The 24950-nt window shown below is 34.7% G+C and carries 20 protein-coding genes; 4 read left to right on the top strand and 16 right to left on the bottom strand.

From position 1 onward, the window contains the following. Nucleotides 1-3 precede the first annotated feature (3 nt). From NYE52_RS18855 to NYE52_RS18895, 9 genes are all read right to left on the bottom strand, one after another. Complete coding sequence (locus tag NYE52_RS18855; RefSeq protein ID WP_341194470.1) at nucleotides 4-942, bottom strand: ABC transporter permease; 939 nt, start codon at nucleotides 940-942, stop codon at nucleotides 4-6. A 6-nt stretch (nucleotides 943-948) separates the two neighbouring features. Then, the gene (locus tag NYE52_RS18860) at nucleotides 949-1884 is read right to left on the bottom strand and encodes an ABC transporter permease (RefSeq protein ID WP_031537260.1); all 936 of its coding nucleotides are present in this window, start codon (nucleotides 1882-1884) and stop codon (nucleotides 949-951) included. Nucleotides 1885-2001: 117 nt separating this feature from the next. Then, entirely contained in the window at nucleotides 2002-3627 is a 1626-nt protein-coding gene (locus tag NYE52_RS18865) for a peptide ABC transporter substrate-binding protein (RefSeq protein ID WP_341194471.1), read from the bottom strand. 353 nt (nucleotides 3628-3980) lie between these two features. Next, complete coding sequence (locus NYE52_RS18870) at nucleotides 3981-4607, bottom strand: hypothetical protein (RefSeq protein WP_341194472.1); 627 nt, start codon at nucleotides 4605-4607, stop codon at nucleotides 3981-3983. 7 nt (nucleotides 4608-4614) lie between these two features. Beyond that, nucleotides 4615-4743 (bottom strand): hypothetical protein, encoded by a 129-nt coding sequence (locus tag NYE52_RS18875; RefSeq protein WP_341194473.1) that lies wholly within the window; start codon nucleotides 4741-4743, stop codon nucleotides 4615-4617. A gap of 157 nt (nucleotides 4744-4900) precedes the next feature. Then, entirely contained in the window at nucleotides 4901-6166 is a 1266-nt protein-coding gene (locus tag NYE52_RS18880) for a helix-turn-helix transcriptional regulator (protein ID WP_341194474.1), read from the bottom strand. A 175-nt stretch (nucleotides 6167-6341) separates the two neighbouring features. Further along, nucleotides 6342-7541, bottom strand: coding sequence for an MFS transporter (locus tag NYE52_RS18885; protein WP_341194475.1), 1200 nt, complete (start codon nucleotides 7539-7541; stop codon nucleotides 6342-6344). Nucleotides 7542-7737: 196 nt separating this feature from the next. After that, nucleotides 7738-10410 carry an alpha-mannosidase gene (locus tag NYE52_RS18890; protein WP_341194476.1) on the bottom strand — a complete coding sequence of 891 codons (2673 nt, stop codon included), beginning with the start codon at nucleotides 10408-10410 and terminating at the stop codon, nucleotides 7738-7740. Between the two features lie 28 nt (nucleotides 10411-10438). After that, complete coding sequence (locus NYE52_RS18895; RefSeq protein WP_341194477.1) at nucleotides 10439-11734, bottom strand: glycoside hydrolase family 125 protein; 1296 nt, start codon at nucleotides 11732-11734, stop codon at nucleotides 10439-10441. Between the two features lie 302 nt (nucleotides 11735-12036). Here NYE52_RS18895 and NYE52_RS18900 point away from each other — a divergent pair, with 302 nt between their 5' ends. Continuing rightward, entirely contained in the window at nucleotides 12037-13065 is a 1029-nt protein-coding gene (locus NYE52_RS18900; RefSeq protein ID WP_341194478.1) for a GntR family transcriptional regulator, read from the top strand. Nucleotides 13066-13077: 12 nt separating this feature from the next. After that, nucleotides 13078-15285 (top strand): GH92 family glycosyl hydrolase, encoded by a 2208-nt coding sequence (locus NYE52_RS18905; protein ID WP_341194479.1) that lies wholly within the window; start codon nucleotides 13078-13080, stop codon nucleotides 15283-15285. Nucleotides 15286-15346: 61 nt separating this feature from the next. On the opposite strand, the gene NYE52_RS18910 is transcribed toward NYE52_RS18905, so the two are convergent. The 3 genes from NYE52_RS18910 to NYE52_RS18920 all read right to left on the bottom strand — a co-directional run bounded on the left by NYE52_RS18910 (nucleotide 15347) and on the right by NYE52_RS18920 (nucleotide 17097). Further along, nucleotides 15347-15742: a helix-turn-helix transcriptional regulator gene (locus tag NYE52_RS18910; RefSeq protein WP_341194480.1), complete on the bottom strand. Its 396-nt coding sequence runs from the start codon at nucleotides 15740-15742 to the stop codon at nucleotides 15347-15349. Nucleotides 15743-15922: 180 nt separating this feature from the next. Then, on the bottom strand, nucleotides 15923-16045 hold the full coding sequence (locus tag NYE52_RS18915) for a hypothetical protein (RefSeq protein WP_341194481.1): 123 nt from the start codon (nucleotides 16043-16045) through the stop codon (nucleotides 15923-15925). A 116-nt stretch (nucleotides 16046-16161) separates the two neighbouring features. Then, nucleotides 16162-17097 (bottom strand): AraC family transcriptional regulator, encoded by a 936-nt coding sequence (locus tag NYE52_RS18920; RefSeq protein ID WP_341194482.1) that lies wholly within the window; start codon nucleotides 17095-17097, stop codon nucleotides 16162-16164. Nucleotides 17098-17231: 134 nt separating this feature from the next. Here NYE52_RS18920 and NYE52_RS18925 point away from each other — a divergent pair, with 134 nt between their 5' ends. Then, nucleotides 17232-17972, top strand: a complete 741-nt coding sequence (locus NYE52_RS18925) for an SDR family oxidoreductase (protein WP_341194483.1) — start codon at nucleotides 17232-17234, stop codon at nucleotides 17970-17972. 98 nt (nucleotides 17973-18070) lie between these two features. Here the strand turns inward: NYE52_RS18925 and NYE52_RS18930 are convergent, their stop codons facing one another. After that, nucleotides 18071-19522: a DHA2 family efflux MFS transporter permease subunit gene (locus NYE52_RS18930; protein ID WP_445669152.1), complete on the bottom strand. Its 1452-nt coding sequence runs from the start codon at nucleotides 19520-19522 to the stop codon at nucleotides 18071-18073. 36 nt (nucleotides 19523-19558) lie between these two features. Further along, nucleotides 19559-20134: a TetR/AcrR family transcriptional regulator gene (locus NYE52_RS18935; RefSeq protein WP_341194485.1), complete on the bottom strand. Its 576-nt coding sequence runs from the start codon at nucleotides 20132-20134 to the stop codon at nucleotides 19559-19561. 296 nt (nucleotides 20135-20430) lie between these two features. Here NYE52_RS18935 and NYE52_RS18940 point away from each other — a divergent pair, with 296 nt between their 5' ends. Then, a complete protein-coding gene (locus tag NYE52_RS18940; RefSeq protein ID WP_341194486.1) occupies nucleotides 20431-21102 on the top strand; it encodes an NAD(P)H-dependent oxidoreductase in 672 nt (223 codons plus the stop codon). Between the two features lie 137 nt (nucleotides 21103-21239). On the opposite strand, the gene NYE52_RS18945 is transcribed toward NYE52_RS18940, so the two are convergent. Both NYE52_RS18945 and NYE52_RS18950 read right to left on the bottom strand, forming a co-directional pair. Continuing rightward, nucleotides 21240-22835, bottom strand: a complete 1596-nt coding sequence (locus NYE52_RS18945; RefSeq protein WP_341194487.1) for a response regulator — start codon at nucleotides 22833-22835, stop codon at nucleotides 21240-21242. 111 nt (nucleotides 22836-22946) lie between these two features. Then, complete coding sequence (locus tag NYE52_RS18950) at nucleotides 22947-24722, bottom strand: sensor histidine kinase (protein WP_341194488.1); 1776 nt, start codon at nucleotides 24720-24722, stop codon at nucleotides 22947-22949. Between the last annotated feature and the right edge of the window lie 228 nt (nucleotides 24723-24950).

The following is a 24950-nucleotide window of genomic DNA, read 5'->3' on the forward strand; positions in this document are numbered from 1 at the left end:
AAATTATTTTCTCAATTTCGGATCAAATGCATCTCTTAATCCATCTGCTAACAAGTTAAAGCTCACCATTAATCCCGTAATAACAATAGCTGGATAAATCAATAAGTAAAATTGATTTCGCATCGAGCGGAAACCATCATTTATCAAAACACCAAGGGAAGCTGCAGGTTCTTGTAATCCTAGTCCAATAAAACTTAAAAACGCTTCTGTAAAAATAGCGCTTGGAATGGTAAACATCATATTAATAATAATTAAGCCAATTGTATTAGGTATCATATGATTGACAATAATCCGTTTATTTCCTGCACCCAAAGATCGAGCAGCAAGAACGAATTCTTGATTCTTATATTTCATAATCTGTGCTCTTACAATCCTAGCCATATTAACCCAGCCTGTAATGACCATCGCAACCGTGATGGTAAAAATCCCTGGCTTCATCATCATGATTAATAGAATGACAATAACTAGATGGGGAATTCCCATCAGAATTTCAATAACTCGCTGCATGAAGCTATCCACTTTCCCACCAATTAATGCAGATATAGAACCAAAAGTGACTCCAATTGCTAAATCGAGAATACTAGCTAAAAAGGCAATATATAAAGAAATTCTTGTCCCTTCCCATATTCTTGTCCATTGATCTCTTCCAAACTTATCGGTCCCAAGCCAATGTTCTCCATTAGGAGGTTGATAGGTTTTATCATAATCCGTTTGATAATAGGAATAGCCGTTCATATAAGGACCAAAAATTGCAAGCAAAAGAATCAATAATAAAACAACTAAACTAGCAATAGCTGCTTTATTCTTTCTTATGCGAATCCATGCATCTTTCATAAAAGAAAAGGAATGCTGAGATATTTGTTCAAGCTCCTCCTCTTTCCTTCCAACTACCTCAAATAGCTCATCCGGTAACTGATCTATTTTACGATTTGGTTCTGCCATTTATTTTCACCCCTTTAATCCACTAATTCGAATTCTCGGATCAATAACACTATATAAAAGATCGATAACAAGCATTGTTAGAATAAAAAAGGCACTGTAAAATAGTGTTACTCCCATAATGGTTGTATAATCATTAAACTTAATAGAGTCCACAAAGAGACTACCAATACCAGGAATACTAAAGATATTTTCAATAACCAATGAACCAGTTAAAATGCTAACCGCAACCGGCCCGAGAATCGTGATAACTGGAATCATCGCATTTCGAACAGCATGTTTGATAATAACTCCCCATTGACTCAGTCCTTTTGATTTAGCTGTTAGAATATAATCTTGCTGGAGTACATCTAGCATTTCTGTTCGTGTAAATCGGGAAACAAGTGCGATAATCATTAAAGATAAGGCGATCGATGGAAGAATAGAACTATCGTATCCTTCCCAAAACGCCACTGGAAACAACCCCCATTTCAATGCAACTACATATTGCAAAAGGGCAGCAAATACAAAGTTGGGAACAGAAACACCAATTACTGCAACGAACATCGTGACATAATCCCAAACCGTATTATGCTTTAAAGCTGCAATCATCCCTAAAATTAATCCAATAGATAATCCAAGTATGATAGCCTGCACACCAAGAAATGCCGAAGGGAGAATACGACTAGATAAAAGCTCGTTAACCGACTGTCCTTTGTAATAATAGGAAATTCCTAAATCCCCTTTTACTAGATTCACTAAATACTTTCCATATTGTACATAAACCGGCTTATCCAATTCATATTTTGCAAGAAACTCCATTCTTGCTTCATCAGTGAGACTCGATAATTTTTCTTCATTAAAAGGAGAGCCCGGCAACAGCTTCATCAGAAAAAAAGTGATTGTTGCAATAATCCATAATGTAATGATTATATTTAAGATTTTTATGCCAATAAATTTCCCCATAAAAACACCTCTTCCCATGAAAAGATACTTAATTTCTTCTAAAGAAGTTCCTCCTTAACTAGTTGGAGAACAATCTAATAGATTAGGAGGGAAAAAATCTCCCTCCTATCTCCATTTTTATTTTTCAATTGATACATACTTCAATTCTAATGATCCTCCAGGCGGCAATTCTAACCCTTTTACTTTCGGATTGATCATAAACGCTCTACCATCAAAATAAAGTGGGCCAACAATCCCTTTATCAATCAGAATTTTCTCTGCTTCGATAAATAAATCAATACGTTTATCTACATCTGTTTCTGTTTGAGCAGCTAGTACTAATTCTTGATACTTGCTGTCTTCAAAATAGCCTCGTGATGCGGAAGCTGGCTGTCCAAACCATTCATAAATAAATGTCATCGGATCATTATAATCTGCTCCCCATCTATTTACCGCGATCATGAAATCTCCCTCACGCATCGCTTCCAATCTTCCACTAAACGGCTTCGTGACGATGGAAACATCTACCCCTAAATTCTTCTTAAATTCACTTTGTAAAAATGTAGCTGTATCTTTAGAAACAGAATCATCTGATGCCAATAGTTCGATAGGTGGTAACTCTCCACTCTCTTTGATTCCTTCTTCAAGCAACTCTTTTGCTTTAGCAGGATCTGGTGTAAAAATATCACCTGCAATTTCACGATAAGTGGAGGAACTATTTCCACTAATTCCAGCCGGAACTACCCCTGTTCCAGGTAGGGAACCATTATTTAAAATAGTATCTGTTAAAATTTTCGGATCGAATGCTAATTGAAACGCTTGTCTAATTTTCTCATTATCAAATGGTTTTTCTTGTAAATTTACTTGCGTAAAATAAGTACGGAACATCGTTTCTGTTCCATATCCTTCTTTATCTTTATAACTATTTACATCAGAGGATTGTAAATAAACTTTATCAAGTTTTCCAGAATCATATAAATTTAAAGCGGTACTCGCTTCTTTAATAACATCTAAATTTACTTTATCTACTGCAACATTATCTTTGTCCCAATATTCTTTATTTTTTTCTAATGAAACGCCTTTTCCTTGATCATATGAGGTTAATACATAGGGGCCATTATAAAGAATGCTATCTGCTGTTAGTGCATATTTGTCATACCCCACTTCTTCCACAAACTTTTGATTTAGTGGGAAATAAGTAACAAATGCAGTTAAATCAAGAAAGAATGGCGTAGGCTGGTTTAATGTAACAACCAGTGTTTTATCATCTGGTGCATCTACCGCAACAGCTGATTCATCTGCTTCGCCAGCATTATATTCTGCTGCTCCTTTTACAAACTGAGCAATAATGAAAGCATACTCGCTTGCTGTATCAGGATCTAACGTTTTTAACCAAGCATATTTGAAATCTGCTGCTGTAACAGGTTCTCCATTACTCCATTTAATTCCCTCTCTTAAATGGAAGGTATAGGTTAATGCATCCTCAGAAACTTCTACACTTTCTGCCATTGCCGGTTGAGGTTTATTGTCTTTATCAAGACGGAAGAGTCCTTCAAGGACATTATTTAGGATGGTAAAAGATGTTCCATCCGTTGATTTCGTTTGGTTTAAATCTGGTATGTCCGATTCTAACGCAAGATTCAATGAACTAACTTCTTCATTGCTAGATTTTTCTTCTTCGCTAGAACTAAAGCCAGCACATCCACTAAGTAGTAGAGCTAATACTGCCATTACTGATACATTTAACATCCACCATTTTCTCATTGTTTTCCCCCTTATTATGTATATAACCTGTACACAACAAAAAAATGTTATATTTTCTAACAAAAACAATGTCAAAAAATTGATGAAAGTCATTTGATGTCACTTCTTATAACATAAAGTTATTATACTTCCCCTTATTAAGGAGGTCAATTATTATTTTAAATATTTAGAAAAATCAAAACTAAGTAATAACCCCTCTTACTTCTATAGACTAGCAAAGCAAAAAAGTATACGGTCTCCCCTATACTTTTCTCCTTAAATATAGACCCCTTTAACAAATGACAGGATTTTACCCAAAACAAAAAAGGCGATTTTTGGTCGCCTTTTTATCACTATCATATAAATTTTCCCTACTACGAGATAAAAGAATCTCTAAAATTGCTTGTAGGATATAACCACTGTATGAAAATATACGGAGGCAATAGTAGCTTTTTCTCTTGCTGTTCTGATACAAAATCAGCTATAGCAATCGTAGATTCCACTCCTCCATGCAAGGATAGGAAATAATTCAATTTTTTCATGACCTTAATTAATGTATCCAATGTCTCTTTATCTTTTCTTAAAAGTTTATAGGTAATCCCTAAATTAGACTTTATGCCAAGGTGTTTTTGATGGACTGCAACCTCTTGAAATTGATTGCTCTCGATGTGATCTAGTTGAACAAAAATTTCATTATCTGCATCTAACTTGTAAACACCATTATTAGGTATTCCTGTAACAACATCTTGATTCAATTTTATAATTAAAGGCGAAATAGCTTGGATAAATTCTGGTTCAAACTTTTCAAACACCTCAAACAAAATCTGTGCGAGTGTATTTTTGTGAAAAAGTGAATCCCCTGTTTTCCCTATATTTTTATGATGCTTTTCAATGGAACACGCAACAATATGAGAAGTTGATGGTTGTAAATAATCTCGATTCATTTGATCTTGATAGGTTACAAATATCCGCTGCATTAACTGATTATTCATCTCCACCATCTAACTATTACTCCGTAACCTTATTAACAATACTAAATGGTCCTGGCTGAGCTTCAGCTTCTGCAAAAGCCTTATCTAAATTAACCCCTAATGTTAAAGTTACGAGAGCAAGAATAGCTAAAATTACTTTTTTCAATCTAAACACTCCTATCATCTAAGTTTTGTTACTAATACTTTAACGCATAAGATTAGTTTATTGAAAGAAGTAAAATTCTATTAATTTTTCTATCATTTAACCATACTTTTTCCCATTCTATTTAACAATTTTTTCACTAGATTTAGATATTCCCCTATTATTTCTCATAATCTAGCGCCCTTATTAAAAAATCTGCTGCCTTTTTATAAGCTTTTTTTTCATAAAAATGATTTCCAAGTTCTTTCGTAATTTTTCGGATTAAAGCTGACTGATTTAATTGAATGGCTGTATCAAGTAGCTTTTGCATCCCTTTTTCATAAGAACTCTCATTCCCTTGTATTTTTTTCACCGATAATTTTATCATGTTAAGACGAATACAATCATACTTTAACTGATGTTTTTCTGTGATGGCAATAGCCCTTTCTAAATACTTATCAACTAAAACCCAATCTTTTAGCTCTATATAAATTTCTACCAATCTTTTTAATGGATAAACATTTTGTTGCTCCAACGAATGTTTTTCAAACTTTTCCATGCTTTTTATATAATATGTGACAGCACCGTGATAATCCTTCTTTTTTTCATGAATTCTGCCCATATTATGTTGAATCATAGCAGTATAGCTTACATACTTTTCTCTTTCTTGTTCATTTACTATGATTGCTTCCGCTTGTTTTAAGCACTCCATTGAAGTATCCAATTCATTATTTAATTGATATTGAACACCTAGTGTAATTAATACAATAATGATATTTTCTTTTTCTCCATATTTTTTAAATATTTCATAGGCTTTTTGTGAATAATAAAGACTAACCTCTTGATTAGCATATGTCCTTTGCTTAACTAAGCTAAGATTATAGTATAATTTCGCAGCCTCTAAATTCTCTTTATCTAGTAATAAACCTTCCCCTTTTGAATAATAATGATTAGCAAGCGTAAAGTCCTGAAGATAATAAAAGAAATTTCCACACGCAAGAAAATAATAAAAATATTCTTCTTCTAGCTCCACACTCATTTCTCCAGAAATAAATCTTTTGGACAATTTGTAAATACTCCTCGCCTGTTCTATTTCCCCTTTCAACGTATAGTACTTCAATAGAACACCATAAATCCCAAGATTGATTTTAGCAGAATTCAACTCTAGTGTTTGGATATGCAAATAAGAGAGTTCTTCTTCTGTTATCTCACCGTTCTGTTTATAGTTTTCTACAATCCCCAATGTTTTTTCGTCTCTATTCGGGCTGCTTAACTCTGTTAAATCATAACCAAGTCTTTTCGATACTTTTCTTAGAAACTCAGCAGAAGGATTGATTTGCCCATTTTCAATCCGACTTAAATAAGTGATCGAACATATCCCTTCCGTAAGCTCTTTTTGCGTTAACTGTTTATGTATTCGCAGTTGTCTTATTCTTTCACCTACCATTTGACCCCTTCTCCCCTAAAATCTATCTCTATTTTTGCTATTATAATTATTATATCGCGCTTATGCCATTTTTTTGAAATATAATAATCTTTCTTACTCTTTAAATATAATGCATCCTATATAAAAAACAGCCTCTTCTATCAAAAAGAGACTGTTCTTTATACTATTTCGATTTTCAAGCCATTGTAGATAGATGTGAAGTACCTTTCCCCTTCCACATATGAACAATAAGGGCGAGCATTGGAAAGGCTATTGCAAAAAACAGGGAAATTTCTGGACTAAATTGATAATAACTATAGCTTCCTATCCAAGAGCCAAAAGCTCCCCCTAAAAAGAAAATCGTCATATACAAACCATTCAATCGATTCCTGATGGATGGGTTTAAACTATAAATAACCTTTTGGCCTAATAACATATTCCCAGCTACTCCAATATCTAGAACAAGTCCAGAGAAAACGATGAGTGCAATACTTATAAAAGAGTGATCTCGGACGAAAAACAGGAGAAAAATAGAAAGAATAACCAGCCCCATTGATACATTTGTCATAATGTAAATATAGCCTTTATCCGCTAACTTCCCAATATAAGGAGTCAATAACGCACCCGCTATCGCAACAAATCCAATAAGCGCAATTTCATTATTCGAGAAATCCAAGGACTCAGATCTTAATAATATCGGCATAACTGTCCAATATAGACTAAACGTAGCAAATATGCAGGCATGATAAAATGCTCTTTGCTGTAAAGGCGCTGTATCTAGTAACACTCTTAACATCGAACGCAATAACCCCGGATAGGTTATACCAAGGTTAGATTCTGCTTCAAAGTCTGGCAAAAATTTTAATAATAATAGTAATATAGTAACTAAGAGAAGGAAAGAAAAAAGATAGACTATCCTCCATCCTAGCCATTCTGTAACTGCAATAGAAAATGGACGAGCAATCATAATCCCAATTAAAAGTCCGCTCATTACTTTTCCGATATAATTTCCAGCTTCTTCTTTCGGGACAATTTTCATCGTTAACGGAACAAGCATTTGGGCTGCACTAGCACCGATTCCAATAATGGTAACAATAAACAAAAAGAGAAAGCCATTCGTTGAGAATAAAGCTCCAATTAACGAAAGGATTGTTAGTCCTAATAAAAAGACGATTATTCGCTTACTTTTGTATAAATCCGCCATCGGTACTAAAAAAAATAAACCAGCACCATATCCTATTTGCGTTAGGGTTGTTAAAAGTCCAGAAAAATTAGAGGAAATATGTAGATCTGCCGAAATAAATTGGATAATTGGCTGAGCATAGTAAATATTAGCGACAACAGCTCCACAGCTAATCGCTAAAAGAAAAATGAGAAAGTTTGTTTTTTTGTTCATTTACCTTAATTCCTTCCATCAGACTAGATGTTATATAATATAATTATTCCAAAAGGAAAAGTCTAGAATAACAGCTTGACTATTTTCATTATGCTTTGAAGCTTTAGTAAAGGGGCTTACTGTTTACAAGCAGGATAAAAAAGGAGTGCTCACCGTCAAATAAACGGTTAAACACTCCTTTTGCTTTCCCTTCAACTCATTCCCAAATAAACGTACAAATCTCTGCTTCCTTCATTTGATTGGAATCAAACAGCTCTCCGTTCATTTCTTCCAATAAATTGGATTTTTTCGGGTATTTCCCTTTCCATGACACAGATAAGGGCTGTTTTTCTCCTGTTAAATTATAACCACGAAGGATAATTTCATTGCTGTTTTCCTTCTGCTTAAAGGCTGTTAGTCGAAAAGCCTTTCCGTCCAATCGTATAAATTCATTCGTGGGCGAATACGTACCTGTATGAATATCTGTTTGAACACTTGAAAAAGGAATTTGAAAATTAATCGCTGCATGATAGGATTCTAGCTTGTTCGTCCTATCGTGAAACCCTACTGCGAATTTCACTGTTTGCTTTCCTTGACACTGAGCTTCTGGCGTTGGGAAATAACCCCAATCACCCAATTCTCCAACTGCACGAAGCAAAGTTACTGCTATAGTATCCTCCACTATTTCATATTCATTTAGTCCATAATTAGCAACCGTAACCCCTCTATGCCCATCATGCAAATTAACAAATGCATGTTGATGCTGTGGATTAGTTGGATTTTCCCAACTAGAATTTACTCTATTCGGTCTTTTCACTACTTCATAAATGCTATCTGCCTCGTGTTCATTCACATGAATACCAGTCGGAAAAAGAACCCTTAAGCGATGGTCCTTCATTTGGTTATCAAACGACGTTTCGAACAAAAGCTGATTACTATTTGACTCTAATCTTATTTTCGTTTTCAATTCTAACGTTTTCAGCTTTTTTGAACGACCTGCTTTACGTTCACGAAATTCAACCAGTCCCTGCTGTTCCTCCAATAACCTTTCATCCGCAGATTCAGGAATCAACATTTTCTGTGTTAACAGTACTTCCCCATATGCAAATGTATCTGCGACTATTTCCACCTCCGCAATCCAAGCTGAAGATAAAATAGGCTGATCTCCTTTCGGCATTTTGTAAATATATTCATTACCAACATCGCCAGTATTCTCAAAAACAAGAAAATTATTGTACGTACTATTCGTTGCTTTATCCAAAATGGTCAATGTACCATTTTGTTCTATTTTGACCGTTAGATAATCATTTTCTAAAAGAAGGCCATTATTTTGAACAATCCTTTTGTATTCTTGCTGCTGTGACTCCCCTTCTATTAGTGCAAAAGTTTTCCAGGATAGCGGACTCATTTGATTAAACGAAAGCTCCACTGTCACATAAACACCGATAAACGGTTGGCGGAAACGATCCTCCGGGAGATCATAGCCAAAACGAACATCCGTACAAATCAACCTTGATGGAATCTCCATCCCTTGTTCATCGATGACTTTCATCACAGGTATTTCTTCTGTTTTTACCTTCCGATATAATTCATCTGGACACCCACTAGAAAACGGAAGTCTTTTCCACTCTATCTCTATTTCTGCTGCTCCTGTTTTCAAACTACCAGCTGTATTAAACACAATAAACGGACGGCTTTCATCAGGAAAATGACTAGTATCAATTTGTTCAGCAAGTCTATTTATGGCCTCATCCTTTATAAACTTTCCAACTTCCTCAGCCTTATCAAAGCGAATCATCATTTCGCGATGCACAGCATCCACACTACAGCCACAAATACTATCGTGCGGGTGATTTTGCATTAATTGCTTCCAGGCAAACTGAAACAGCTCATGCGGATATTCTCTCTCCTTGTCATAGGCCATTGTCGCCAATGGCTCTGCAACATTTTCTAGCAATCTACTAACATCTGTATTTCTTTGCTTTAAATATACTCTTGCAGAAGCAGTATTCGCTAATGTATACCAGCCATCTGTCTCCTGACTAGTTAATTCTCCTTTAACCGTGTGTAAGTTTTCAGGAATATCTTTCTTTAAAGCCTTCATGTATTCATCAAAACTACTATGTATGAAGGTTATATCAGGATATAATTTATTTGCCATTTCAATTGCTGCTGTAATATTTTTTTGAACCGGCTGATGATCACAGCCATTCATAAACAGCAAATGTTCTGTTGATGCATATTGAAGGGCATCCTTTAATTTCTGATCCCAAAATTGCTTTGCTTCTACTTCCTCTACAGGAATTTCATTTCCATTACTATACCAATTTGCAAAAAGAATACCTAAAACGGAGGATTTATCAGGACCTTCCCACCACATTTCCGAAAATGGGGAACTATATTGATCATCATTGATAACAACATTATTAAATCCTGTAGGTTTCACACCTCTGCCAAATGCTGCTACATCCATCCCTGCCTGTTTAAGAATTTGCGGTGCCTGCCCCATATTACCGAACGTGTCAGGAAAATAGCCTAACTGAACAGGCGAACCCCATTTTTCACATTCTTGCAACCCAATTAAAAGATTACGTACATTCGATTCACTACTAATCAAGAAATCATCTTGAAGAATATAAAAGGGACCAATCTTTAATTTACCCTCTTGAATATACTTTTTGAGTTTCCATTCATTTTGCGGCTTTACCTCCAAGTAATCATCAAGAATAATCGTCTGGCCGTCTAAATGAAAACTATCAAAATGTGGATCTGTTTCAAACAATTCTAGTAAATCATCAATTAATTGAACAAGTCGCATTCGATGCTGTTCAAAAGGCAAATACCATTCTCTATCCCAATGACTATGGGAAATAATATACACTTTTTTCATCTAGAGCACTCCTTGGTTAGCATCATTGTTATTTTTTCTTCACTTGAATATCAAAGTAATCCATTACTAGCTCGCAAAACATCATATTCGCCCAAGAGAACCATTCTCTTGTATATTGAGACGGATTATTTACATCAAATCCTTCATGCATTAAATGCGTTCCTCCATCACAGGATACGAGTAAATCTAGGATTCTCTCTTTCTCCTTTTTATCCCCAGTAGTCAAACCTTCCATCGCAAGAGCAATTGGCCAAATATAATTTTCCGGTGTATGAGAGCTTCCTATCCCCTCTGCATATTCCCCTTTATAAAAGTAAGGATTTTCTTTACTAAGCACAGTTTGGCGTGTAGCTTGGTATCTCTCATCCTTCTCCTCGATAAATCCAAGGTACGGAGCAGATAATAGATTAGGAATATTCGAATCATCCATTATATTAAAATTGCCTTTTCCATCTACTTCATAGGCATAGATTTCTTCCCCATTTTTATTACGTACGACAGCAAACTCTTCTATGCCTTTTTGTATATCTAATTTCAACTTTTTGAATGCAGGAACCAGGTCCGTTTCCTTGAGAACATCTTCATAAATCTCTATTAGATAACCAAGGACTACGCTCGCAAACATATTGGAAGGCACTAAATATCCGTAAGCACACGCATCGTCACTTGGTCGAAATCCTGACCAAGTCATTCCCGTAGGCACTACCTCTGCTCCCCGCCCCTTGTTCACCAATGTATCCTCTTTTCTATCTGTTACTCTTTCAAACGTATAAGGTGAATTCGTATGATCTTGTTCTACTACCCATACTTGCATTATTTTTCGGACTGCTTCTTGAAACGTATTATTAAATTGATCTGTTTTCCCTGTTGCCTTCCAGAACAAATAACTAAGCTGAATAGGATAGCATAAAGAGTCAATCTCGTACTTCCTTTCCCATATCCATGGATTCATCTTCGTTAAATCGGTTTGATGCCCTGCTCCATTCGCCTCTTTATTGAAAGCGTTCGCATATGGATCCAAGCAAATATACTGAAATTGTCTTTCAATAAGTCCAGCAATCATATTAGCCATTTCTTCATCCGTTTCTGCTAGTACTAAATATGGTCTAACTTGTGCGGTTGAGTCTCTAAGCCACATCGCTGGAATGTCACCCGTTAAAAGAAAAGTAGTTCCGTCCTCCAGCTTTTCGACCGTTGTTTCTAATGTATTGGCAAAGCATGTATTGAAATTAACTGCCCAATCCGCATGTTCTTCTCCGCATTTTTCCGTAATCATTTTCATAAATTCTCTTACAGAAGACATCGCTGTTTTTTGATATGACATTTTTAAACCCCTCTCAAATTTGATATATCATTTATAATTATTTTAGTTTTAATTTTCCATATTGTCTAGTTTTTTCTTTGGCTATTTTCCTATACATTATCGTCCTTTTATAAAATTACCCTTTAAAACTTTTCATTCCATCATCTCTTTTAACACTTTATTTTCTTTGATACAAATGAATAGTTGCGCCATTCTACTCTTACATGGAAAAATTTATAAAGCCTCTATCTTTTCGAAAACAATCTTTACTGTAACCATTTTCATGTTATAATAAATTTGATATATCATTTAAGGAGTTTAGGATGAAAAAAGAACCGCTTTATCAAAAAATCGTCTCAGACATAATGGCTCAAATTCAATCCGGGGAATTAAAGCCAGGAGATCAAGTACCTACAGAACTAGAAATTTCAAAGCAATATAATGTCAGTCGAATAACGTCTAAAAGGGCTTTAACAGAATTAGAAAACCAGCAGTTAATCGAAAGGATACAAGGGAGAGGAAGCTTTGTTTCCGAACAAAGGCAAGCTCATTCTAATGTCATTCTCTTTCTTTTGCCTTTTCCCAATAATCCAGGCTTAGGGGATTATGCACAAGGAATTAGCCGTTTTATTGAGAATACATCCTACACGGTCCAAATCCAAACCAATACGTATCTTACGAAGCTTGACGCAAAAAAACTATCATCTATGTATGCTGGATTAATTCTTTATCCAGAGGCCGGGACATCTCATTTAGATATTCTTTATACGTTATATCTCGAAAAATTTCCGGTTGTCGTACTCGATAAGAAAATCGAAAGCATCCCTTTTCCCTTTATTACCTCGGATAATATGCACGGTGGTTATCTGGCTGCGCAACATTTGATATCACAAGGACATAAGAAAATCATTTTTTACGCCACACAGAATTTAGAAAGAAGCTCGACTATCCGAGAACGGTATTTAGGATATTTGAAAGCTATACATCAAGAGAATTTAGAGTATCACGGTTCCAAAGTAATGAACCCTGATGCAGATAACAGTGGATTTATCCATCAACTGAAGGAAGATGAAATTACGGGGATTATTGTAGAAAATGATATTAACGCCATCCATTTAATGAAAGAAATCAAAGGCTGCGGCTATCAAATTCCTGAAGATTTTTCCATTATCGGATTTGATAATATCCAAGCAGCTGGTCTTGTCGATCCAGGGCTAACGACGATTGCTCAGAGATTCGAAGAGATAGGCTATCAATCTGCTAAACAGCTTATTCAATTAATCGATAAAAAACAAGATATTCAATCTGTAGTAGTTCCTATTGAAATAATGATTAGAGAATCAACTAATTAGGGAGAGTTGGCTATGCTAGAATTAATTGATACAAGACAAGGTACAGAAAATCAATATAGCTATTCAAACGGTAACACACTTCCGTATACTGGTTTTCCATTTGGAATGAATTTTTTTGTTCCACAAACTAAGCATAATAATGGAAGCTGGTTCTTCCATCCGAGAGATCGTGTGTTTCAGGGGTTTCGACTAACCCATCAGCCTAGTCCTTGGATGGGGGATTTCTCGCATTTATTAGTAACACCCATTTCAGGATCTTTTCAAAATGCGGATATTTACCATTATCAAAGCTCCTATCGACCGGAGAGTGCCATTTATCAGCCACATTATTTACAAATAACGCAGGCACGCTATCAAATAAAAAACGAGCTAGTTCCTACTACGTATGGCGCTATTCTTCGTTCTGATTATAGAGATTCCAATTTGCCAGGCTTGTCGCTCTTACTTCCAGGCAAAGGAGAAATTTCCCTAGATATCGATAAGAAACTAATAACTGGTTATGTTTCTAATTTTGCCGGCTGTGAAGATTCCAATTTCAAAATGTATTTTGTACTGACCTTTAATCATTCCATTGATCAAGAGCATACTGGATTTTTCCAAGAGGAGAAATCGTTTACTCCAGCTCTTTCAACATCTGGAGAAGACCAGCAATTTCTAATCCGTTTCTTATTGAATGAGAATGAACAACTAGAAACTCGTCTTGCGACTTCTTTTATAAGCCATGCTCAAGCAGAATGGAATCTAAGCCAAGAGTTATCCTCTTTTTCGTTTGATACAATCAAAAGGAAAGCAGCAAATGCATGGGAATATTACTTAAATAAAATCGAAGTAAAAAACCAAGATATCTCAGCAGTTAAAACCTTCTATCATTGTATGTATCGGATGTTTCTGTTTCCGCAAAAGTTTTATGAAATAAACCAACAAGGGGAGCCAATCCATTATGATACAACGAGTAGAAAAGTAAAACCAGGTGTCCTGTATACGAATAATGGCTTTTGGGATACGTTCCGTACTGTCTATCCTCTCTATTCTCTTCTTATTCCAAATGAATACGAGGAAATGCTGCAGGGATTTCTAAACAGCTATCGAGAAACTGGCTTTTTGCCAAAATGGCTTTCACCAGATGAGCGTGGACTTATGCCAGGTACATTGATAGATGCCGTTATTGCAGATGCAGCTATCAAAGGAATTGCTCCTGACATTATACCTGAGCTATTTGAAGCAATGATTAAAACGGCCTCGACAGTAAGTTCAAAGGCCACTTATGGGCGCCAAGGAATCGAGGACTATGATACATACGGCTACATTCCTTCCAATCATCATGAAAGTGTTAACCATACACTTGATTACGCTTATAGTGATTTTTGCATTAGCAGAGTAGCGAAAGAATTAGGAAATGAGGAGCTTAAGAATACCTTTGAAAAACGTGCTTATAATTATCAAAATATCTTTCATAAAGAAACAGGATTTATGCGTGCCAAAGATAAACAAGGAAATGTAGAAGAGCCCTTTAACTCCTTTAGCTGGGGACAAGATTATGCAGAAGGAAGTGCTTGGCAGAGTAGTTTTGCCGTTTTTCACGACTTCGCTGGATTAATAAGTGCTTATGGTGGAAAAGAACCATTTAGAGAAAAGTTAGTTCAACTATGCAATCAAGATCCTGTTTTTGAAACAAAAGGATATGGGTTTGAAATCCATGAAATGAGTGAAATGGCTGCCATCGATTTTGGTCAAGTCGCAATTTCCAATCAGCCGAGCTTCCATTTGCCCTATTTATTTACCTATGCAGGAGATCCTGCCTCTTCTCAAGTCTTATTAAAACAATTAATGACACAATTATTTACTAGTAGCCCTACCGGCTATCCTGGTGATGAAGATAATGGTAGTATGTCTGGCTGGTATATCTTTAACAGTATGGGTTTTTATCCAGTCTGCCCTGGAACAGGAGAGTATGTAATTGGCATTCCTATATTTGATTCGGTTACGATTCATCTTCCGAATGATAAGAAAATTGAAATAGCAACGAAATTTAACCAGCCACAGTTCAACTTTGTTCATCAAATAGCCGTTAATAATAAAGCATATAGCAAGCTATTTATAGAACATGATGTTTTAATAAAAGGTTGCACAATCGATTTTCAGCTTGGCATTGTGCCGCCAATTAAAGAATATACAAAAACAGATTTCCCATATTCCTTATCAACAGATACCACCAAATAATAGAAGATAAAAAAGGACACTATTGATGATGCAAGTAGCATCATCAATAGTGTCCTTTTTCTTACTCATCAATCGGTTCAAATAGCAGCTGATAGCTTTCTCTAAATTCCTTTGGCGAAATCCCACAATATTTTTTAAAGTTTTTATAAAAATACCCTTGGCTCATATAGCCAATTTGATCAGCGATTTCATTCACATTTAGCTCTGAATGTAATAATAAATTCTGCGCTAGCTTTATTCGATAATGATTTAAATATTGGGAGAAGCTTTTATTTGTCTCTTTCTTAAAAATCTGCCCTAAATACATTACATTTAAGTGTAGCCTCTCTGCGATAGTCTTTAGCGTCAAATCTTCTTGGTATTCTTCTTGAATCATTTTTAGTACATTCTGGACATTAACGCTGTATTCCCTTTTAAATTTCTTATATTTTAAATTGTGCATTAGATCTTTAATCAAATGTTGAAGCTCCTTAAAGGAACTCGCTTTATTTATATTCTCTACCATCTCTTCATAGATGAATTTATCTTGAATCTCCAGCTCTCGATAAATATCCATGAAAACTAAATCGAAGAGAAACATAACCAATAAACAAATTATAGGAAAAAATAAACGAATTATATGTATTTTCGTTTAAGCTTATAACATAGACAGGAATTGAAATACAGCTAAACTATTTGCAAGAACAGCAATAACCAAGGGAATAGCAACTCCCATTAACCAGCCTTCCTGATTCGCTTGGGCCTTATCTTTCGTTTTCATTCGGACACTTCCTTCTGAACAAATTCCTTTCTCTCTACTTCTTGTAAGTTTCATTATTAGTTAATCTTAGCAATGATAGTTATTAAAAATACTAATAACCATACTAAAAAACCTGTCTATTTGGAATCCAAATAGACAGGTTTTCTTTTACTAAGATTTTCTTGCACTTGCTTTACATCACTTTTTGGTGGTAGCCCAAACACTTTGCTGTATTCTCTACTAAACTGAGATGGACTTTCATAGCCAACCTGAAAGGCTGCTTCAGCAGCTTCTAATCCTTCAGACAACAATAACCTACGCGCTTCCTGCAATCGAATCATTTTCTGAAACTGCAAAGGGGACATTCCTGTAATTAATTTAAAATAATGATGAAAAGAAGAAAGGCTCATATTTACAGATTTAGCTAATTCCTCTATGCGAAGCGGCTTCGCATAGTTATCATTAATCACTTGTATTACCTCTTTTATGGTTTGAGAATGACTTCCTAAGATAGCATATTGTTTCATCTGATTACCATCCTCATTTTGCAAAATACGGTATAAAATTTCCTTTTGATAGAGTGGGGCAAGAGCAGAAATATCTTGTGGTGAGTCAAGCAGCTTCAGCAATCTAATTAACGCAGCTGTCATGTCTGGGGTAGTTTTATTTACTAGCATTGCCCTTTTAGGCGGAAGTGAGTCTTCTTCCCTCTGACTCGTGACTACTTCTAAAATCTGCTCTGTCGTAAACCCAAGTCTTATACAATAATATGGATTTTCTTTCGTAGCCTCTGTAATTTTTCCTCTAATAGGCAAATGAACAGATGTAATAAGATACTGACTGGAATCATAACGAAATATTTCCTCACCAAGCATAACTATTTTTGCCCCTTGCACAATGAAACAAACAGATGGCTCTATAATGGAATGCAGCGGCTCTGTTAAGGTAGAAGCACGAATAATGCTTAAATGGTCAATCTTCGTTTCATGTGTACCATCGTTTTTAATATTCTTTTCTATTAGATTCATTAACTTAGTTTGTTGCTCTCCCATAAATCCACCTCGATTTTTCATTTATTTTACATCTTATTTGAAGAATTAGGCAAAGATTATACATGAATCTTCTATCCCTCTTGTTTCATGCTTACTTATAATAAAATCACGACATCTTAAAGGATGAAAGAAATAATTACTACTGGAGGAATCATATGACTCACTTAAAAGACAAAGTTGCCATTATTACTGGTGCATCCAGAGGAATAGGTAGCAGTATAGCAGAAGAACTGGCTCAACTAGGAGCTAAGGTGATTATTAATTATGCAAATAGTGTTGAGAAAGCACAGGAAGTTGTCGCAACAATCGTGAAAAACGGTGGAGTAGCAGTAGCTGTTCAAGCAGATGTCAGCAAAATCAAAGAGGTGGAACGTTTATTTACAGAAAGTCTTCATCATTTCGGAAAAATAGACATTTTAGTAAATAATGCAGGAATTATGCATACTGTCCCTTTAAATGACGTTACAGAAGAAGAATTTGATCTCCATTTCTCTATCAATGTGAAAGGCACTTATTTTGCATGCCAGCAGGCTCTTAAACATATGGAGCCAAATGGAAAAATCGTTAATTTCTCCACCTCTGTAGCTGGGATGATGTTCCCTGGATACAGCCTGTATGCTGCAACAAAAGGGGCTGTTGAACAGATAACAAGACAGCTATCGAAGGAATTTGGGCCAAAAAATATTGCAATAAATACTATTTCACCTGGTCCTACAAACACAGAGTTATTTATGAATGGCAAAAGTGCTGAACAATTAGACAACCTAAAAAGGCTTAATGCATTTGGTCGTTTTGGCGAAACAGATGATATTGCCAAAGTTGTCGCCTTCCTAGTAAGCGATGACGCTCGCTGGATTACTGGACAGACAATTCGTGTAAATGGTGGAATGGTTTAATTAAAAGATGAAAAAAATCGATAGAAGAATCAGATCTGTTTTTACATACACTGATCTGTTCTTCCTATCGATTTTTATTTTTGCAAATGCTTCATTTATTAATGTGATGGATGATCTACTTTCACACGTTTAATAAAGAAAGATAGAACAAAGCCAATTATCGCAACGATAATCGCAAAGCTAAATGATTTTTGAACACCTGCTGTAAAAGCAAGCAACGGAGTTAATGGATTGGTCATATCCGCACCATTACTTAAATAATTGCTTGAACCGGTAGTTAATAAAGAAATCGCAATCGCCGTTCCTATCGCACCACCGACTTGTTGCAATGTATTCATAATCGCTGTTCCATGTGGATACAATTCTGGCGGCAATTGGTTGAGACCATTTGTTTGTGCCGGCATCATTACCATGGATACTCCAATCATTAATACAATCAGAAGAGCAATAATGAAACCAGATGATGTATCAATATCAATGGTTGAGAATCCAAATAAGGAAAGAGTTGCTAGCGCAAGACCCGGAATAACTAGCCATTTAGGTCCAAACTTATCAAAAAGGCTTCCCATAATAGGAGATAAGAATCCATTGATTAATCCACCTGGCAATAGTAGTAATCCTGCTGTAAACGTGCTTAAAGCTAGAACGTTTTGTAAATACAGTGGTAATAGGATCATGGACGAAAGCATTACCATCATAATAATCACAAGAAGTAATAGTCCCAATACAAACATTGGGTATTTAAAAGCACTTAAATTCATCATCGGCTGTTTCATTTTCACTTGACGGATAGCGAAAACGATTAAAGCAACAAGTCCAATTCCTATAGAAAGAATTACTACTGGACTTCCCCAGCCTCCGCCTTCTCCAGCATTACTGAATCCATAAACAATTCCACCAAATCCAATCGTCGATAGAATAATCGATAAGATATCTATCTTCGGCTTCGTAGGTGTCGTTACATTTTGCATAAATACAATACCAAAAATAAGTGCAACAATTAATAATGGCAGGGAAACCCAGAATATCCAATGCCAAGTAAGAGAGCGAAGAATTAAACCAGAAATGGTTGGTCCAACCGCAGGTGCAAAACTAATTACTAGCCCCATCATCCCCATTACTTTTCCACGATTATGTGGTGGAATTAATACGAGAATTGTGTTAAACATTAGCGGTAATAAAAGTGCTGTTCCAACTGCCTGAACGATACGAGCAATCATTAATACAGCAAATGTCGGTGCAATTGCTCCTATTATCGTCCCCGAAATGGAAAAGATAAGAGAAGTAATAAATAACTGCCTTGTTGTAAACCATTGTAAAATAAGTCCAGATACAGGAACTAATATACCAAGCGTTAATAAAAATCCCGTTGTTAACCATTGTACGGTTGTTTCTTTAATTGCAAAATCTGTAATAATTGTATTTAATGCCATATTCAGTGCCGTTTCACTAAATAATCCAACAAAGCCCGCAATTAAAAAAGATGCGATAATAGGAATCGTCTTAAACTCACTTTTTCCCATTGCCTCGCCTTTAGCGGGAATATCCATTGTCATATTCCTTTTCCTCCTTTAAAATCATAGAAACTACTGTTTTAACAGCACTGCTATTTGGTTCGAAATGCAACGAAGCGGATTACTACTCTTATTCGTTAGAGCAAGCATGCATCCACCTTCTATCATTGCATTTAACGTAATACCCAACTCTTTTGCCAGCTCTTTTTCAAAGCCAAAATCCTCTAGCCGATTGGTATAAAGCGCCTGCCAATCGGTAAAAGTAGCATCGCATGCCAAGCGCAGCGTTTCATGAGTCAACGCTGTTTCAGAAGCAATCAGACTAATTTGCAAGCCTTCAAGTGCACTACATCCCATTTGATCAAATTCATTTGCAATCGAATTAACATGTTCTTGAAATGCAGACACTGGTGTGTCCCCGCCATATAAGTCTGCTTTCATTTTCTCCACGACTAGTTCCCGCATTCGCTTAATTGCTGCTAAAGCAATTTCTTCCTTCCCATTAGGAAAGTGATAATATAAAGAGCCTTTTGGTGCACCACTCTCATCAATTATTTGATTAAGCCCAGTAGCGTGAAATCCTTGAAGTTGAAACAGCTTCGTCGCAGTAGTTAAAATTGCTTCCTTTTTATTGTTGCCTTTTTTCATTAGAATCATCTCTTCTTAAAAAATTATAACAACTGGTCTACATAATACTAATGTGAGAATCTAGAAGTGTCAAGAAAATAATATGTGATTTTTGCTTCTTTTTATACAAAAAGGACGGATTCTTTACTAAATTTTTAAAGTAAGTGTTTTCAATCATAAAGAAATGTTCTATGTAAAACCAAACAAATTCTTAGAAAGTATCCCTAGCATTTGCTATACTCATTCCTAAATTGCTTATCTTAAAAGAAGGAATGGGTACAGATAATCAAAATAGGTATAAGGAAAGGAGCAATAGGATGCGTAATAAAGAAGAGTTAAAAAAAGAAATTCTTGATGCTTATCATTTTCGGCATGCTACAAAGGAATTTGATCCGGAGAAGAAGGTCTCAGAGAGTGACATGGAGTTTATTTTAGAAACGGGGAGACTATCTCCGAGCTCCTTTGGGACAGAGCCTTGGAAGTTTCTAGTGATTGAAAATCCAGACTTGCTAGATAAAATTAAACAATCTTCTTGGGGAGCTTATACAAAAATTCCAGCAGCAAGCCATTTTGTTATTTTATTAGCTAGGACAAAATTAGATACAGCCTATGATTCTGCCTATTTAAAAGAGCAGTTTACTAATGTATCTAAGCTTCCTGATGAAGTGATTCCAAAAATGATTGAACGTATCGAAGAATTCCAAAAGGACGATTTCCACTTAGACACCGACCGTGCTTTATTTGACTGGGCTTCGAAGCAAACGTATATAGCGCTTGGAAATATGATGACTGCTGCTGCCCAAATCGGCATCGATTCTTGTCCAATTGAAGGCTTTAATATGGAGAAAATGAATCAACTATTAGATGCAGAAGACCTTTTAGAAGATGGCCATTTAGGAGTTTCGGTAATGGTTGCATTCGGTTATCGTGCGAAAGAGCCCTATCCAAAAACACGCAGGGAATTTGATGATGTGGTCAAGCGGGTATAATGGCTTTATTTAAAATTACCTGAGAGGAACTATCCCTGCTTTGATGTCATACAGATAAATGCGGGGATAGTTCAAAAAGGAATCTTTCTCCTTTATTTGTTTAAATCTTTTTTTAACTATCTCTATCATTTGTTCCTTCACGCTTCCTTTATATTTCTAGACATAAGACGATATTTTCTAGGTGTCACTTGCTTAACCTGTAGGAACTTTTTTATAAAGTAGTCAGGATTCTGAAATCCTATATTCGTAGCTATTTGATAAATCCGATCATCCGTTTGTTCTAAAAGCTGACATGCCTTTTCTATCCTATATTCGTTTAAGTAGTCTTTAAACGCTACCCCATATTTTTTACTGAATAATTGGCCTAAATATACACTATTTATATTATATTTATCTCCTAATTTTCTCAAACTCAATTTTTCCATATAGCGCTCTTCAATGTCACTTTCAATTTTAACTAAAATGTCTTTTGATGAATAATTCTTGATACTATATAAATAGTTTGCGAAATGTAAGGAATACGTTAAAAACTCATCCATCGAAATTTTTCCAGATAAAATATTCTTCTGATCATGAATAAACAGGAGGGATTCATCATAAGAAAAATTCGGGTTATTATTCTTATTCCATAAGTCTGTTAATTGATAAATCAAAAGAGTAAGATTGTTTTTTATTAGTTGAGGGTGCAAACATTTCCGATGAAATTCATCGTATATTTCTTTAACGATAACGTTTATTTTTTTCTCATTATTTTCTGAAATACTATCGATATATTGATTTATTGTTTTTTGAGATAAGTGATATTGCTCTATAGTAAATGCCGGTATATTATCACAATAGATTATTGATTTATCTGCACAGTAAAAATATTCATATTCTTTTCCTAAAACTACTTTATTATAGGAATCAGTTATTTCTTCTATTTTCTCTACTGTATTTCCGATATACATTTTCACCTTGAACGGAACTTCTCTAAGTAAACTTCTTTGTAGCTTCTCTATATAATTCGCTCTATAAACCTCCGAACGATTGCATTGCCATACAACACTTACCGAGTATTCCATATTTGTATTTTCTATATCATAAAGAATAATAAAATTCTCTTCCTGCACCATTTTTTCTATTACTTTATACAGCACATTTCTCCATTCCTTCTTTTCATCTATCGTAACACTTTCCTGCTTATTTCCTTGTACAACATCTATATTAATGAAGGTATAGTTTTTAAATTTTCCATACTTTCCTTTGATAAACTCGATATCCTTTGAAGTAAATTTATCATATAAAATATTTTTTAAATGATAATCAATAATTGCCTTGTTCTTTTTTTCTTCCTCTTTTTCTTTTCTCTTTAGTACTATAAATCGTTTGTTAATGGTTTCTAATAAATCGATTAACTCCTCTTCCTGTATTGGCTTTAACAAGTAATCAGTGACCCTATATTGAATAGCTTTCTTCGCATATTCAAATTCATAATATCCACTTAAGATTACAAATCTTATTTCCTTATCGACGTTCTGCTTTACCTGTTTAATTAGTTCTAGTCCGCCCATTACAGGCATTTTTATGTCAGTAAAAACAATGTCAACTTCATAGTCTCGAATAATTTGAAGAGCATCTTCTCCATTTCCGGCTTCATAACAAATTTCAAAACCATAGTTTCCCCAGTCAATCATGACTTTAATTCCCTCCCGAATATATGGTTCATCATCAACAATAAGGACTTTTAACATTATTTATTCCCCCTAAAAAATGACCTTTTTCCCATTCAGTAAGAATTGATGAAAGAAACACTAAACGAAAAGCAAATAACACCGACCTTGTCATATTTTGTAGAGCATTCACTATATAATCGGCAACTTAATGTACACTTCTGTTCCCGTGTAATTCTGACTTTCAATTTCTAATTCCCCCTCCTCTTGATAATGCATTTTTAATCGTAAATAGGCATTTAAGATTCCTGTGCTTTCTTCCCAATTGGATGTTGTTAAATCCTTTTTCTCTAGGACTTCTCTTATCTCCATTAATCTCTTTGCATCCATCCCAACACCACTATCTAAAATCTCCATATAAATAGCATCTTTTTGTGTAGAGACAATAATACTAATCTCCCCTCCGTTTTTCTTTTTCTCTATCCCATGAATACAGGCATTCTCTACAAAAGTTAAGATCAGCATTTTTGGAATATAATACGTCTTGCATTCCTCTTCCACATAGATAGAAAAGTTTAATCTATCTACAAAACGGTATTTTTGAATATTCAAGTATCTTTGGACATACGCTAATTCTTCCTCTACAGTGACAAAATAAGAGTCGCTCCATTTGGTCATTCTTCTAAATAACTGTGCTAATTCATTAATAACTGTTGCACTTTCTCTATCACCATTTAATAAGTTCCTCATTCGAATACTATCTAAAGTATTATAAAGAAAATGTGGATTCACTTGACTTTGAAGTGCGTTTAACTCTGCTTTCGTTTTTGCTAGTTCTATTTTCTGCTGTTCTCTTTCTTTTTTGTACACTTCACCCAATAATTCATCGATCTTTATCACCATGAAATTATAGCTTCTTATTAAATCACCTATTTCATCTTTTCCTTGATTGATATTGATTCTTTCGAATATCCCCTTCTCTACTTTTAATAAATGTTGCTCTGTTAGAGCGATTCTATCTTGAAAAGACTTATTAATAAGTAAAATAACAAGTGTGGGAAATAGAAAATTAAAGATGATTAATACAAGGAGTACGGTTTTCTTGTTTTCAATTAAATCAAAAATATTAGTTTGGTTATTAGATATATAAATATCCCAACGATCATTGATTGCTAGAAAAGAGTCAGAAAGATTAAATCTGGATTTTTCATTTGATTCTAATTTACGGAATATGGTATTCTTCTTCTCCGAACCATGATTACTAAAAATAACCTGATCATTATATGCTATTACAATATTATTACTTATATCTTCATTTTTGATATTTGCCAATAATCGATAATAATTAATATTTATTTTTACAATACTTTGATATCCATTGCTTCCATTTGGCAATTCTCTTATAAAACTGATCGTTCGATTCGATTCTAGCTTTGGAGGGAACTGCTTATTCTCTTCATAATAAGGATATAAAATCATATTCTGATTATTCTCTTTGTAAATTTTATACCAATTCGTATTCTCGACCGCTCGCAAATCCCAAAAAACCCCGCCGTTAATAATAGTTGGATTAGTAGTATATATTTCTATGCTTTCCAAAGCTTGCGATACATAAAAATTATTAATGATATTTCCTTGAACAAGCGAAATATAGTCACTATAATAATCTACATTATCCTTATACTTTTTTTGAAGAAATTCATTGATATTTAAATCTCTACTAATATAATTGGATACTTCCGTAATTTCGTTTAAACTCTCATTAAGATGATACTTCAGCCGTTCTATCGTAATTTCCATCGATTTATTTTTTTGGATATTCTCATTTTCTCGAATGGAATGAATAATGACTAAATTGGTAAGAACGATAGGAATCACTACAGCTAATAGATAGATTAGGAACATTTTTTTCTTTATTTTGATGTTATTCAGAAGCAAAGCAAGCAAGTTCTTTTCCCATCCTTCCAAACCAAGCTCCACGCAAAAAGTAAAGCTAAAGGCTATCATCTGTTGTAATCAGAAGAAATATTGAACTAGAGAACCTTATATAAATATCATATAGGTTGTAAGCGTATTCTATATTTTATATTCTACCATTTATTCACTATTAGTATATAGAGATTTTCCCATAAAATCATGAATCCTTGCCATCTATATTGCTATATTCTTGGAGATTCATTTATAAACAGCGCTCAA

Source organism: Niallia sp. FSL W8-0635, assembly GCF_038007965.1.
Taxonomy (GTDB): Bacteria; Bacillota; Bacilli; order Bacillales; family Cytobacillaceae; genus Niallia.

Bases quoted from the DNA above. Each gene is read 5' to 3' on its own strand.
- NYE52_RS18865 (WP_341194471.1), bottom strand. From the start codon at position 3,627: ATGAGAAAATGGTGGATGTTAAATGTATCAGTAATGGCAGTATTAGCT.
- NYE52_RS18945 (WP_341194487.1), bottom strand. From the start codon at position 22,835: ATGTTAAAAGTCCTTATTGTTGATGATGAACCATATATTCGGGAGGGA.
- NYE52_RS18885 (WP_341194475.1), bottom strand. From the start codon at position 7,541: ATGAACAAAAAAACAAACTTTCTCATTTTTCTTTTAGCGATTAGCTGT.
- NYE52_RS18880 (WP_341194474.1), bottom strand. From the start codon at position 6,166: ATGGTAGGTGAAAGAATAAGACAACTGCGAATACATAAACAGTTAACG.
- NYE52_RS18915 (WP_341194481.1), bottom strand. From the start codon at position 16,045: ATGAAAACGAAAGATAAGGCCCAAGCGAATCAGGAAGGCTGGTTAATG.
- NYE52_RS18930 (WP_445669152.1), bottom strand. From the start codon at position 19,522: ATGGATATTCCCGCTAAAGGCGAGGCAATGGGAAAAAGTGAGTTTAAG.
- NYE52_RS18890 (WP_341194476.1), bottom strand. From the start codon at position 10,410: ATGAAAAAAGTGTATATTATTTCCCATAGTCATTGGGATAGAGAATGG.
- NYE52_RS18905 (WP_341194479.1), top strand. From the start codon at position 13,078: ATGCTAGAATTAATTGATACAAGACAAGGTACAGAAAATCAATATAGC.
- NYE52_RS18920 (WP_341194482.1), bottom strand. From the start codon at position 17,097: ATGAAAAATCGAGGTGGATTTATGGGAGAGCAACAAACTAAGTTAATG.
- NYE52_RS18860 (WP_031537260.1), bottom strand. From the start codon at position 1,884: ATGGGGAAATTTATTGGCATAAAAATCTTAAATATAATCATTACATTA.
- NYE52_RS18870 (WP_341194472.1), bottom strand. From the start codon at position 4,607: ATGGTGGAGATGAATAATCAGTTAATGCAGCGGATATTTGTAACCTAT.
- NYE52_RS18855 (WP_341194470.1), bottom strand. From the start codon at position 942: ATGGCAGAACCAAATCGTAAAATAGATCAGTTACCGGATGAGCTATTT.
- NYE52_RS18925 (WP_341194483.1), top strand. From the start codon at position 17,232: ATGACTCACTTAAAAGACAAAGTTGCCATTATTACTGGTGCATCCAGA.
- NYE52_RS18900 (WP_341194478.1), top strand. From the start codon at position 12,037: ATGAAAAAAGAACCGCTTTATCAAAAAATCGTCTCAGACATAATGGCT.
- NYE52_RS18895 (WP_341194477.1), bottom strand. From the start codon at position 11,734: ATGTCATATCAAAAAACAGCGATGTCTTCTGTAAGAGAATTTATGAAA.
- NYE52_RS18935 (WP_341194485.1), bottom strand. From the start codon at position 20,134: ATGAAAAAAGGCAACAATAAAAAGGAAGCAATTTTAACTACTGCGACG.
- NYE52_RS18940 (WP_341194486.1), top strand. From the start codon at position 20,431: ATGCGTAATAAAGAAGAGTTAAAAAAAGAAATTCTTGATGCTTATCAT.